12 protein-coding genes and 1 tRNA gene are annotated in these 12,706 nt (G+C 65.8%); 10 read left to right on the top strand and 3 right to left on the bottom strand.

The genetic code is table 11. The features are described 5' to 3' along the window. Positions 1–249 precede the first annotated feature (249 nt). From PSEWESI4_RS05870 to feaR, 5 genes are all read left to right on the top strand, one after another. Complete coding sequence (locus PSEWESI4_RS05870; RefSeq protein WP_187670255.1) at positions 250–1,128, top strand: alpha/beta fold hydrolase; 879 nt, start codon at positions 250–252, stop codon at positions 1,126–1,128. A gap of 94 nt (positions 1,129–1,222) precedes the next feature. Further along, positions 1,223–1,296: transfer RNA gene (locus tag PSEWESI4_RS05865), tRNA-Gly, on the top strand. A gap of 128 nt (positions 1,297–1,424) precedes the next feature. After that, positions 1,425–3,320: a PhoX family protein gene (locus tag PSEWESI4_RS05860; RefSeq protein WP_187670254.1), complete on the top strand. Its 1,896-nt coding sequence runs from the start codon at positions 1,425–1,427 to the stop codon at positions 3,318–3,320. A 379-nt stretch (positions 3,321–3,699) separates the two neighbouring features. Continuing rightward, on the top strand, positions 3,700–5,187 hold the full coding sequence (locus tag PSEWESI4_RS05855) for an aldehyde dehydrogenase family protein (RefSeq protein WP_187670253.1): 1,488 nt from the start codon (positions 3,700–3,702) through the stop codon (positions 5,185–5,187). A gap of 278 nt (positions 5,188–5,465) precedes the next feature. Continuing rightward, positions 5,466–6,413: a transcriptional regulator FeaR gene (gene feaR / locus PSEWESI4_RS05850; RefSeq protein ID WP_235978881.1), complete on the top strand. Its 948-nt coding sequence runs from the start codon at positions 5,466–5,468 to the stop codon at positions 6,411–6,413. Positions 6,414–6,452: 39 nt separating this feature from the next. On the opposite strand, the gene PSEWESI4_RS05845 is transcribed toward feaR, so the two are convergent. Together PSEWESI4_RS05845 and PSEWESI4_RS05840 are read right to left on the bottom strand one after the other, a co-directional pair. After that, positions 6,453–6,929, bottom strand: a complete 477-nt coding sequence (locus tag PSEWESI4_RS05845; protein WP_187670252.1) for a MarR family winged helix-turn-helix transcriptional regulator — start codon at positions 6,927–6,929, stop codon at positions 6,453–6,455. Between the two features lie 149 nt (positions 6,930–7,078). Continuing rightward, the gene (locus tag PSEWESI4_RS05840; protein WP_187670251.1) at positions 7,079–8,404 is read right to left on the bottom strand and encodes an alginate export family protein; all 1,326 of its coding nucleotides are present in this window, start codon (positions 8,402–8,404) and stop codon (positions 7,079–7,081) included. A gap of 251 nt (positions 8,405–8,655) precedes the next feature. Here PSEWESI4_RS05840 and PSEWESI4_RS05835 point away from each other — a divergent pair, with 251 nt between their 5' ends. Genes PSEWESI4_RS05835 through PSEWESI4_RS05815 form a run of 5 tightly spaced genes read left to right on the top strand, consistent with a single transcriptional unit; the run spans position 8,656 to position 12,031 of the window. Then, positions 8,656–9,798 (top strand): amine dehydrogenase large subunit, encoded by a 1,143-nt coding sequence (locus tag PSEWESI4_RS05835; protein WP_187670250.1) that lies wholly within the window; start codon positions 8,656–8,658, stop codon positions 9,796–9,798. A 10-nt stretch (positions 9,799–9,808) separates the two neighbouring features. After that, positions 9,809–10,348, top strand: a complete 540-nt coding sequence (locus tag PSEWESI4_RS05830) for a MauE/DoxX family redox-associated membrane protein (protein ID WP_187670249.1) — start codon at positions 9,809–9,811, stop codon at positions 10,346–10,348. A gap of 3 nt (positions 10,349–10,351) precedes the next feature. Then, positions 10,352–10,957, top strand: a complete 606-nt coding sequence (gene mauD / locus PSEWESI4_RS05825; RefSeq protein ID WP_187670248.1) for a methylamine dehydrogenase accessory protein MauD — start codon at positions 10,352–10,354, stop codon at positions 10,955–10,957. 17 nt (positions 10,958–10,974) lie between these two features. Beyond that, positions 10,975–11,496, top strand: coding sequence for a methylamine dehydrogenase light chain (locus PSEWESI4_RS05820; protein WP_187670247.1), 522 nt, complete (start codon positions 10,975–10,977; stop codon positions 11,494–11,496). A gap of 16 nt (positions 11,497–11,512) precedes the next feature. Continuing rightward, complete coding sequence (locus PSEWESI4_RS05815; protein WP_187670246.1) at positions 11,513–12,031, top strand: cytochrome c family protein; 519 nt, start codon at positions 11,513–11,515, stop codon at positions 12,029–12,031. 242 nt (positions 12,032–12,273) lie between these two features. Here the strand turns inward: PSEWESI4_RS05815 and PSEWESI4_RS05810 are convergent, their stop codons facing one another. Next, on the bottom strand, positions 12,274–12,690 hold the full coding sequence (locus tag PSEWESI4_RS05810) for a PA0061/PA0062 family lipoprotein (RefSeq protein ID WP_187670245.1): 417 nt from the start codon (positions 12,688–12,690) through the stop codon (positions 12,274–12,276). Between the last annotated feature and the right edge of the window lie 16 nt (positions 12,691–12,706).

The following is a 12,706-nucleotide window of genomic DNA, read 5'->3' as shown; positions in this document are numbered from 1 at the left end:
GTTTCCTCGGTTACCCGCGCTTCGGCGCAAACTGGATTCCTGCCTGCGCAAAGCCTTTCCCGACACGCCCGAACGGCGTCGGCCGGCAAGGTCCTTTGCGGATCCTGACCCTGGGGCCACATCCCAATAAGAACTCCTCCAGCCTGACATCCTGCTGTCACGTTCAGGCGCTTAGCTGACTGCCCCGATGAAGCCCGGTGAACGGAGATCCCGTCCGCCATGCCCAAACTGCGCCAGGAGGAAGACGACATGAGGCCAGAAACCGCTGTCGTTCATGTACACAGCCAATACGTACACACTGAGTTCTACTCCTGCCCGACAGCCCGCAAGACCATCATCCTGGTCAACGGCTCGTTGGCAACCACCGCCTCATTCGCGCAGACGGTCAAATACCTGCAGAAGCAGTTCAACGTGGTGCTCTACGACCAACCCTACTCGGGGCAGTCGAAGCCGTACAACCACCACGCCCAGCCGATCTCCAAGGAAGACGAGGCACAGATCCTCCTCGGGCTGATCGAGCACTTCCAGGTCAACTACCTGATGTCGTTCTCCTGGGGTGGCGTCGCGTCCCTGCTGGCCCTCGCCCAGCAGCCCGAGCGCATCGAGAAGGCAGTGATCAGCTCCTTCTCGCCGCTGCTCAACGAGGCGATGCTCGACTACCTGGGCAAAGGGGTCCGCTACCTGCAATCGATCGACCGCGAAAACGTCGGCCGGCTGGTCAACGACACCATCGGCAAGCACCTGCCCTCGTTGTTCAAGCGCTACAACTACCGGCACATCAGCAGTCTCGCCGAGCACGAGTACCGGCAAATGCACGCGCACATCCACAAGGTGGTCAACCTCGACAGCCATTGCCAACTGGAATGCCTGTCCAACATCGAGATCCCGCTGCTGTTCATCAACGGCGATCGCGACGAGTACACCACCCCCGAGGATGCGCGGCTGTTCGCGCGCCACGTCAACGACTGCCAGTTCGCGACCATCGAGAACGCGGGGCACTTCCTCGACATGGAGCACAAGCATGCCTGGCTGCAGATGCAGCACACCCTGCTGGGCTTCCTGCAAGCCTCGCCCAGCCGCCAGCACCGCCTGCCGTTCACCGACCTGCAACCGGCGATGGCGATGTGAACGACCGGAACCAGGCCCGGCAGTCCCGAGCATCGACTACTCGGAGCGGGCTTCAATTCCCGGCACAGTTCTGGTACAAAGGCACCCGCGTCAGGCGGGCGTCGTATAATGGCATTACCTGAGCTTCCCAAGCTCATGACGAGGGTTCGATTCCCTTCGCCCGCTCCAGAATTCCCGAGGCCCTGCATTGCAGGGCCTTTCAGTTTTGGCTGTCGCCCCGCCGACATCGCCTGTCATCGAATCATCATCCTCGTGCCATAGCATCCCTGTCCTTAAAAAACACAAGGACGACCGTGATGCACGATGAACAGTTGACCGATCTCGAACGCCTGGTTCTTTCCCGCCGCCGTTTCATCGGAGCCGGCGCGCTGGCGGGTGCCGCCCTGTTTCTCGGCGGTGGATTGCTCGGCCGCAGCGCGCTGGCCGAGGGCGTTGCCGCCGCCAGTGGCAGTCCGTTGATGGGTTTCGCCAACGTACCCGCTTCGACCGCCGACACCGTCACGCTGCCTCCGGGCTATCGCTTCCGTCCGCTGATCAGTTGGGGACAGCCGCTGCATGCCGACAGCGTGCCCTATCGCGGCGATGGCAGTCATTCCGCCGCCGAGCAACTGACCCAGTTCGGCGACAACACCGACGGCATGAGCTTCTTCCCCTGGCCCGGCGACGCGAACCGCGCGCTGATGGCGATCAACAACGAGTACCTCAACTATCCCTATCTGCTGGCGCACGGCGAGCATCCGCAGTCGCTGGAAGACGTGCGCAAGGCGCAGGCCGCCGTGGGCGTGACGGTGATCGAGGTACGCAGGGAAGGCGGCGAATGGCGTTTCGTCCAGGGCTCGCCCTACAACCGTCGCATCCACGCCAACCTGCCGATCGCGGTCAGCGGTCCGGCGCGCGGGAACGATCTGCTCAAGACCGAGGCCGATCCGCAGGGTGTCGAAGTCCTCGGCACGTTCCAGAACTGCTCCAGTGGCCAGACACTGTGGGGGACCTACCTGACCTGCGAGGAGAACTTCTCCGACTGCTTCGGCAGCAGCGACGCCAACTTAGAATTCACACCCGACCAGAAGCGCTTCAGCGTCGAGCACGCCAGTGTCAACGACAACTACTGGCACTTGCACGATGCCCGCTTCGACGTGTCGAAGACCCCCAACGAACTGAACCGGCACGGCTGGGTGACGGAGATCGATCCGTTCGATCCCGACTCCAAGCCGATCAAGCGCACCGCCCTCGGCCGCTTCAAGCACGAGAACGCCGCGCTGGCCACGACCAAGGATGGCCGGGTAGTCGTCTACATGGGCGACGACGAGCGCGGCGAGTTCATCTACAAGTTCGTGACCCGGGATCGCCTGGACACCCGGGATCTCAAGGCCAACCGTGACATCCTCGATCACGGCACGCTCTACGTGGCGCGTTTCGACGATGGCAACGGCGACCCGGACCATCCGAAAGGCCGTGGCCAGTGGCTGGAACTGACCGCCGGCAAGAACGGCCTGACCGCCGAGAATGGCTTCGCCAGCCAGGGCGACGTGGTGATCCGCGCCCGCCAGGCCGGCACCCAGGTCGGCGCCACGCGCATGGACCGCCCGGAATGGATCGCCGTGAGTCCGAAGGACGGACAGGTCTACTGCACCCTGACCAACAACAGCAAGCGCGGCGGCGACGGCCAGCCGGTCGGCGGCCCCAACCCGCGCGAGAACAACCTCTACGGCCAGATCCTGCGTTGGCGAGAGGCCGGCGACGATGCCGGCGCCAGCACCTTCGAATGGGACCTGTACATCATCGCCGGCAACCCGGTGGTCCATCCCGGCACCCCGAACGCGGGCTCGCACCAGATCAACGCCGACAACATGTTCAACAGCCCCGACGGCCTCGGCTTCGACGACGCCGGCCGGCTCTGGGTGCTGACCGATGGCAAGTTCAGCAACGCAGGCGACTACGCCGGCATGGGCAACAACCAGATGCTGTGCGCCGATCCTGGCACGGGCGAGATACGTCGCTTCATGGTCGGTCCGGTCGGCTGCGAGGTCACCGGCCTGGCGTTTTCGCCGGACCACAGGACGATGTTCGTCGGCATCCAGCACCCGGGCGAGGAAGGCGGCTCCAGCTTCCCCGACCACCAGCCCGGCATGCGGCCACGCTCGACGGTGATCGCCATCACCCGGGAAGACGACGGGATGATCGGCGCGTAGCGGCCCATATCCCGTAGGGTGGATGTGAAAAGCGACATCCACCCTACGACTCGGCGCACCCTACCCGGTAGCCCGGATGCAATCCGGGAAGGGCGTGCCACCATTGCCCTCCCCCGGCCCCTCTCCCATGAATGGGAGACAACATCGGCGACGCCCCCGATCCACGAACTGGCAACCACGTACAACAACTTGTCCGGCACGATCAATTCCTTCGCGCCGCGCGCCGTTATGAATGGAGCCATGACGATCCATCGCCAGGGCTTCCCCAGGGCAGTCCCGGGCATGTCGTGATCAGCGTTTCGGCCATCGCCGATCCGCCAGTCGGAAGGCGACGGTTTCCGCGTCTTTCGAGCCCGCTTCCATCTGCCTCGGAGTCACCATGAGCGAAATCCAGCTACTGCCCCAGGTGCGTGAGTTCCTTCAGCGCGACCACGCCCACTTCATCGACGGCCAGTACCGCGCCAGCGCCGACGGCGCACGCCTCCCGATCATCGACCCGGCCAACGGCCAGGTCATCGCGCAGGTCGCCGGTGCCGGCGAAGCCGACATCGCGGCGGCCATCGCGTCGGCGCGCACGTCCTTCACGGGCAGTTGGGCGGAAACCTCGCCCTACCAGCGGGGCATGATCCTCAACCGGCTCGCCGACCTCATCGAGGCCAACGGCGAGGAGCTGGCGCAACTGGAGACCCTCTGCTCGGGCAAGTCCATCCACCTGTCGCGGATGTTCGAGGTCGGCCAGAGCGCGGCGTTCCTGCGCTACTACGCGGGCTGGGCGACCAAGATCAACGGCGAGACCATGAGTCCCTCGTTTCCGTCCGTGGCGGGCGAGCGCTACACCGCCTTCACCCGGCGCGAACCGGTAGGCGTGGTGGCCGGCATCGTGCCGTGGAACTTCTCGGTGATGATCGGCGTGTGGAAGATCGCCGCGGCACTGGTCACCGGCTGCACGCTGGTCCTCAAGCCCAGCGAGTTCACCCCGCTGACCCTGTTGCGGCTGGCCGAGCTGGCCATCGAGGCGGGCATTCCCGCCGGGGCGCTGAACGTGCTCAACGGCACCGGCGAAGTCGGCGCGAAGCTGATCGAACACCCGAACGTGGCCAAGGTGTCGTTCACCGGCTCGGTGCCGACCGGCCTCAAGGTCGGCCAGAGCGCCATGGCCGCCAACCTCACCCGCGTGACCCTGGAGCTGGGCGGCAAGAACGCCGCCGCGCTACTGCCCGATGCGGACATCGACGCCGCCGTAGCCGGCCTGATCCAGACCGGCTACGTGCACCAGGGCCAGGTCTGCGCGGCGCCAGAGCGGATCTACGTGCACCGCTCGCGCCTGGAGGAGACCCTGGCGAAATTCGCGGCCGCCCTGCAAGGCATGAACATCGGCTCGCCGCTGGACGAGAGCGTGCAGTTCGGCCCCCTGGCCAACAAGCCGCAGTTCGACAAGGTGGTGCAGTACCTGCAACTGGCCGGCGCCGAAAGCCAGGTGGTCTGCGGCGGCAAGGCGCTGGCGCGGCCCGGCTATTTCGTGGAGCCGACCGTGGTGCTGGCCAGGAGTCCCCAGGACCGCCTGCTGCACGAGGAAACCTTCGGGCCGATCCTCTGCGTGCTGCCCTATGACGAGGTGGAACAACTGCCCGCCTTCATCAACGACTCGCCGTTCGGCCTCACCGCCAGCATCTGGACCAACGACCTGTCCCGGGCGCTGCGCCTGATCCCGCAGATCGAGGCCGGCACGGTGTACGTCAACATGCACACCTTCCTCGATCCGTCGGTGCCGTTCGGCGGCATCAAGGCTTCGGGGACCGGGCGCGAGTTCGGCAGCGCCTTCATCGACGACTACACGGAACTCAAGTCGGTGATGATCCGCTACTGAAACACCCTCGCGAGCCGATACGCGCCCCGTATCGGCTCGCTCCGTTTCCGTTCGACACTCCCTCGCGCCCGCGAGCCCGTGCACGGCTCAACCCCGCGAGCGCACTGCCTTCCGGCCAGGCCGGCGCTGGCGCGGCATTGCGCGAGACGAGCGACCGCGCATCGGCCCAGCGGCGATTCTGGCGCAAATAATGCTTGAATTTTCACGTTATTTGCCACGTGTGCAGAATCCACCCAACTGCGCACCAAAGAACATCGAAAAATAAAACAAGGTGCCCCGTGACCGTGCAAACACTCCACGATTTCGACCATTGGAACCATGCCGTCCAGGCCGTCTGCGGGCGCTTCGTCACCCAGCGGGCCTGGCACAGCGACGCCTTCGTAGGCGATATCCAGCACCGCGACGTGGGCGGCCTGAACTTCGCCGACATCAGCACCAACGCCATCGCCATCAGCCGGGAGCGCGGCAATCCGGCCCGGGCAGATGATCGCTACTATTTCCTGGTCATGCAGCGCCAGGGCGTGATGGCGATCAACCACGGCATCCAGCAGTTCGTGCTGCAACCCGGCGACATCGCCCTGCTCGACTCGGTGCAGGCTTTCGAGATGCGCCCCCAGGGGCTGATCAAGCAGCTCTCCATCCACCTCTGCCGCGACGCGGTGGATCGCCTGCTGCCGGCCTCGGCGCGGCGCTTCGGCAAGCTGGAACAGGAAAGCCCCACCGGCCGGCTGTTGCGCGGCATGCTGCAACAGATCGCCACCGGCGACATGAGCCCGGCCGCCGACAGCCAGCACGGCGCCGCGCTGCAGGACGCGCTGATCGCGCTGCTGCAACCGTCGCTGAACGATGAACAGCTCCCCGAGGTCGGCCGCCCGCTGCGGCGGCTGGCGGAAAAGCTGATCAACGAATCCCTGCCGGAAGCACCGACGCCCACCGAGCTCGCGGCCCGCCTGAACGTCTCGGTACGCAAGCTCTACCGGCAGTTCGAGATCGACGGCGACAGCATCTGCCGCTACATCCAGCGCCAGCGCCTGGAGCGCAGCGCCCGCGAGCTGGAGGACACCAGCGGCAACGCGCTGCCGATCACCACCATCGCCTACAAGTGGGGCTTCACGGATTCGGCGCACTTCTCCCGGGTGTTCAAGCAGCACTACGGCCTTTCGCCGAAGACCTACAGGGCCGAGGCGCTGCGCGGGCAAGCGCGGAGCGCGGCAAGCGGCCGTTGAGCGCGACTCGCCTGCCCGGGGGCATGGGCAGGTGCCGCTTCAGGTGTCGGAAAGATTGTCGAATATCTTCGACAGGGTCTGGTTGAGCTTGCGGATCTGCGCCTCGCTCAGGTCCTTGAAGCCGGTGTGGAACAGCCCCTCAGTCACCTCGTGCATGGCGATGAAGGCCCGGCGGCCCTCGTCGGTGATGGAGACCTGCGTGACGCGGCCATCCTGGGCGCTCTGGCGGGTTTCCACCAGGCCGTCGTCCTTCATCCGGTAGACGATCCTGGTGATGGTCGACAGCTTGGCGATGGCGTGCTCGGAGATCTCCGAGATGCTGGCTTCCTGGTTCTCGTAGAGGATGTTGAGGACGCGCCAGCGGGGAATATCCAGGTCGACCTTCTTCAGCAGTTTTTCCATGTTCATCGTGTAGCGGGCATGGACGCGCGCCAGCCAATAGAACGGAAAGTCTTCCTTGTGGAAGTCTTCGCTGGCCGGGTTGTAGCGATTGCGATACTTCTTGGGAACTGTCATGGGGCGGACCGCTTCGATGATTCCGAGGCGCGATGATAGGTATTTCCAGTCGTCGTTCCACCTCGAACGGTACATTCGCGCGCCCGCCAACGATAGCGGGACGCGCGCATCGCGTACGGCGACCGGCCTGCGCGGGCCGCCGCGCAGGCTCAGAACATGAAGGCGAGCACCAACTGGCTGTACAGGTTGCGGTCGTCGGTGCCGAGCTGCGCGCCGCCTTCCTCGGCGCTTTTCTTCGGCTGGTAGAGGCCGACCACCGGCATCACCAGCAGGTTCTCGGTAACGCCCCATTCGGCGTAGAGGTTCAGCTCGCGGCCGCTGAAGTCGCCCAGGTCGCGGTCGAGGCTGTCGAAGTCGAACCACAGCGCGCCGACGCTCAGGTTCTCCAGCGGCGTGGCCCTGACGCCGATGTGGTGGACGCGGGCGTTGCCGTTGAACGGCCCGGCGTAGTTGCCCGCCACCTCGCCCTGGAACCAGGTGCCGTAGCCACGGCTGAAGCCATAGAACAGCGGGTCGAAGGTTTCCGAGAAGCGGCTGTAGCGATAGTTGACGCTCGGCGACCAGGCCACGTCGGCGAACGTCCAGCCGGCCTCCAGGTACCAGGCGTTCTCGTTGCCGCCGTGCTCCGTGTCCTGCCAGGCGTATTCGCCGGAGAGGAACAGGTTTTCCACGCCGGCGTTGCCCTGGCCGCGCAGGCTGTAGGTCTTCATGCCGTCGCGTTCGAGCTGGGCCGGCGAGGCGTACTGCTCGTCGACGTCGGTCACGTCTATGTAGGTCAGGCCGACGGTGCCGGCCTCGGCGACGTGTTCGAGGGTGCCGACGTAGAGCTCGCTCCTGGCCTGCGCGCGGTTGTCGGACTTCAACCACATCAGGTCGCCGCGCCAGCCATCCTTGCCGCCGAGGCGCAGTATGGCGGTCTGGTCGAAGCTCTTGCGCGCCGCCAGGTAGTAGCCGCCGCCCCGGTTGAGCTCTCCATCGGCGATGCCATTGCCGAAGTTCAGGGCATCGCCGTTGATCAGGAAACCATCGCCGACCATGACGTTCTGGCGGCCGAAGGACAGGTCCACGCCGTCCTCGCCGAGCGCTTCGAACAGGCTGCCGGAACGCCAGCCGAGGTAGGCGTCCTCGATCTTGGTGGTGCGTTCCGAGCCATCGGTGAAGCCGGCGGCGTCGCCGTCGCCCCAGGAGCCGGAACTGAGCAGCGCGAAGGCGCCATAGCCGGTGCCGGCGCCGCCGAGGCCCTGGTCGAAACTCAGCCCATACTTGATGTAGCCCTCGCGCCAGGACGACGAACCCTCGCCCAACCGGCCGCTCATGGCGTAGTTCTCCTGGCTGTGGAACACGCCGAACACCGCTTCGATGTTGGCATTCAGGTGGCTGTCGTCATCGGCGTAAAGCTCGTAGGCACCCGCCGGCAGGGCGGTTCCGATCAGCAGGGCAAGGGTGGAGAGGCGAAACAACGGCGGCTTGGACATAAGGACTTCCCCGATTGGCACTGGAATGAGCACAGCGCTGACGCTAAGGCCGCCGCCTCCAGGCGCTCTTTCATCTGCGTGCCATTCATTTGCCTCTGCCTGCCAGATTGCCCGCCGCGCCATCACTCTGGCAGGCAGGTACAAGTTTCTTGCAGCCACTTACAAGATGGCGGCCAGGCTTTTCAGCACCGTAGAGGCTCCTGTCCTTCAATCGTCCGCCGATCCGCCATACCAAGAACAAGGAGAACCCCATGCGAACAACCCGGACTCTCATGCAGGCCGTCATGGCACTTGGCGTATCGCTCGCCGGACACGCCTTCGCCGACCTGCCCGTGGAGACCATCGGCCAGACCACCTTGCCGTTTCCCCCCGAGCCACACCGCACCTACGTGGTGGACGTGGAATTCGAAAACCTCGTCGCCGGCCGCGTGGTGGTGGTCGATCCCGACCAGAAGCGCTACCTGGGCATGATCAGCACCGGCTTCGCCGCGCCATCGGTGCTGAGCCGCGACCAGCGCATCCTCTACAGCGCCGACCTGTTCTACTCGCGCGGCACACGCGGCACTCGCACCGACGTGCTGACCGCCTGGGACACCTCGACCCTGGCGCCGATCTGGGAAGTGGTCATCCCGAACAAGCGCTCCCTGGCGCTGACCCAGCGCTACAGCCTTGGCACCAGCGGCGACGACCGCTTCGTCTACATCTACAACTTCACACCGTCGACCTCGGTCACCGTGGTGGACAGCAAAAGCAAGACGGTCGCCGGCGAACTCTCCATCCCCGGATGCGTGCTCAGCTACCCGGTCGGCAAGCGTGGATTCGCCTCGCTGTGCGGCGACGGCAGCCTGCAACTGATCACCCTCGACGAAACCGGCAAGGAAGCCTCGCGCAGCCGCACGGCGTTCTTCGACCCGAACGCGGAAAGGCTGGTCGAGCGCGCCACCCACGTCGGCGACACCTACTACTTCGTCACCACCACCGGCACCGTGCGTCCGGTGGATTTCTCCGGCAAGGAGCCGAAGGTGCTGCCGAGCTGGTCGCTGACCACCGCCGAGGAGCAGAAGGCCGGCTGGGCGCCGGGCGGCTGGCAACTGCTGGCGGTGGCACCGAAGCTGAACCGCCTGTATGCGCTGATGCACGACGCCCACGAACCGATGAAGTGGGAAGACCCGAGCCCGATCATCTGGGCCTTCGATCTCGCTACCGGCAAGAAGGTCGGCGAGCTGGAGGCGCCCACGCCGATCTGGAGCATGAACGCCACCGGCGACGACCAGCCGTTGCTGCTCGGCAGCAATATCGAGGGCGGCCTGGAGATCTTCGACCTGAAGAGCGGCAAGCACACCGGCACCATGGAAAAGCTCGTCAAGAGCGCGACCCTGGTCCTCAACCACTGACGAGGTGGCCATGCAACCCGACCCGATCTACACCCTTGCCGGCGCCCTCACGGTCGCCGCGATCCTGGCCAGCGCCGCCTCGCACAAGCTGCGTGCGCCCCGGCGCTTCGCCCGCCAGTTGGAGGACTATCGGCTGCTGCCACAAGCCTTGCTCGGCGCGGCGACCCGGCTGATCCCACTGCTGGAGGCGGCGCTCGCCCTGGCGCTGCTGGTCCCGGCCAGCCGTCATCCGGCGGCACTGGGCGCGGCGGCGCTGCTGGCCGGTTATGCCTCCGCAATCGGCATCAACCTCTGGCGCGGCCGGCGCGACATCGACTGCGGCTGCGCCGGCCCCGAGCAGGCCCAGCCGCTGCGTCCGTCACTGCTGCTGCGCAACGCCGTGCTGGTCGCCCTCGCGCTTCTTGCCAGCCTGGCGCCGCAGGCACGCGAGCTCGGCCTGTTCGACGGCTTCGTGGTGGTCGCCGCCAGCGCCGCCGCCCTGCTCCTCTACGTCGCCACCGATGGCCTGCTGGCCAACGCTCCCCGTCTGCTCAAACTCATTGGAAGGTGAAATATGGAAGGCCTGATCGTTTCCAACATCCTGCTCTGGTGCCTGCTGCTGGCACTGGTCTTCGTGGTCATGGGCCTGGTACGCCAGATCGGCGTCCTGCACGGGCGCATCGCCCCGGCCGGCGCGCTGATGGTCGACAAGGGCGTGGCCGTCAACGAGCCCGCTCCCCAGGTCACCGCCGCCGACCGCAACGGTCGTCCGGTCAACTTCGGCTATGCCGGCGAGAAGGCCCAGTTGCTGTTCTTCCTCTCGCCGACCTGCCCGATCTGCAAGTCGCTGCTGCCGGCGATCAAGTCGATCGCCAAGGAGCAGGCCGAGCGTCTGGAAGTGGTGTACGTCAGCGACGGCGACCCCGAGGCGCAGCAGGCGCTGATCGCCGAGCACAAGCTGGAGAACGCCACCTACGTGGTCGGCCCGGAAGTCGGCATGACCTACCAGATCGGCAAGCTGCCCTACGCCGCGCTGATCGACAAGGCCGGGGTGCTGCGCGCCAAGGGCCTGGTCAATTCCCGCGAGCACCTCGACAGCCTGTTCGAGACCGAGCACCTGGGCAGCGCCACGTTGCAGCAGTACCTGCATCGCCAGCCGCACGTCCACAACGCCCACTGACCAGAAGGAAGCCTTCCATGAAATTCCTCGACCTGCTGTTCGAGCGCTCCAGCCGCCACGTCGCCGACACCACCTCGCGGCGCAAGCTGCTCGCCCGCATCGGCTCGCTGATGGTCGCGGGTGCCGCCTTGCCGGTGCTGCTGCCGATCGACCGCACCAGCAAGGCGCTGGCCGCCGAACCCGCCAAGGCCGGCGATCCCGGCGATCCGACCAGTTGCGACTACTGGCGCTACTGCTCGATCGACGGCTTCCTGTGCAGTTGCTGCGGCGGCTCGGTGACCTCCTGCCCGCCGGGCACCGAGTCGTCCTCGGTGACCTGGATCGGCACCTGCCGCAACCCGGCCGATGGCAAGGACTACATCATTTCCTACAACGACTGCTGCGGTAAGCACAGTTGCAGCCAGTGCACCTGCACCCGCAACGACAGCGAGGAACCGGCCTATCGTCCGTTCAACAACAACGACATCAATTGGTGCCTGGCCGCCAAGTCGCACATGTACAACTGCACCGTGGCCATCATCCGCGGCATCGCGGTCTAGCCGAGGGGGAGCGGCCATGCGTCATCCGTTGATCGTCGGACTGGTGTGCGCCATGGCGGCTCCGCTCGCCCTGGCGCGCGCCATCCCCGACCCGAACCAGCGGCCCGCGCCGGGCAACGAGTCAGCACAGACGCCCATCGCCCAGGCCGGCTACAGCAACGCGACCAACTACCAGTTGCAGTGCGCCGGCTGCCACCTGGACGACGGCGAAGGCTCGCGCGCCAACGACACGCCGCGGATGAAGGACTTCGTCGGTCACTTCCTCAAGGTGCCGGGCGGCCGCGAGTTCCTGGTCCGCGTACCGGGCATGGCACAGTCGGCCCTGAACGACGGGCAACTGGCCGACCTGCTCAACTGGCTGCTGCGCGAGGACGGCATGGCCGGCAAGAGCATGCCGGCGGACTACCGCCCCTACACCGCCGAGGAAATCGCCGCGATCCGCCACGACACCATGCTCAACCTGCCCCAGGAACGCGCCGGCCTGATCGAGCGAATGCGCGCCCAGGGGATCGTTATCGATGATGGGATGGATTAGGTTCCGTGCGAAGAGTCGGGGGGAAGTTCTGGTAAAGCAAAAAAGAGGGGGTGAGTCTGGCCAGGCCATGTCTTGTCTTGTCTTGTGGCGACACTCAGCCCCTCACCCCCAACCCTCTCCCTCCGGGAGAGGGTTGGGGGTGAGGGACGGGGTCAATGACAGCCCCAGACCACAAACAACCTCCGAGTCTCTTTTTCAACCCAGCATCACGCACGAAACCCGCAGGCACACGAAACAACAACTCAGAAAGGACCGCAGCGGGTCACCTCTCCCTCCACCAGCGGATTGCGCTGGCTGTCGTACAACCAGGCGCGCACGGTCAGTCCCATGGAGTCGGCTTCCAGGCGGTAGCGCTGGCCGGCGGCGAAGTCGTCGTAGCGCACGCGGATATCGCAGGTGATCCGGGTCGAGTCGCGGTCCATGCCGATTCCACCGCGGCCGGCTTCGAACTGGAAGCGCGCTTCCAGTTCGTGGGCGCCGGGGCTGACCTGGAAGTAGCGGCCGTCGGGCCAGTACTTGCGGTCCAGGCGGTCGGCCATCAGCAGGTTGACGGCTGGCGTGTACAGCTCGACCCACGCCTGCCGTGGATCGGGTTGCGGCAGGGGCGCGGCGCAGGCGCCGAGCATCAGCGATGCGGCGGCGACAAGCAGATGACGCATGGCGGCCTCCGGTGTA

Origin of the sequence: Zestomonas carbonaria, assembly GCF_904061905.1 — a bacterium.
Lineage (GTDB): Bacteria > Pseudomonadota > Gammaproteobacteria > Pseudomonadales > Pseudomonadaceae > Aquipseudomonas > Aquipseudomonas carbonaria.
Note: the sequence above shows the minus strand (reverse complement) of the source record. Positions and strands in the feature narration are given on the sequence as shown.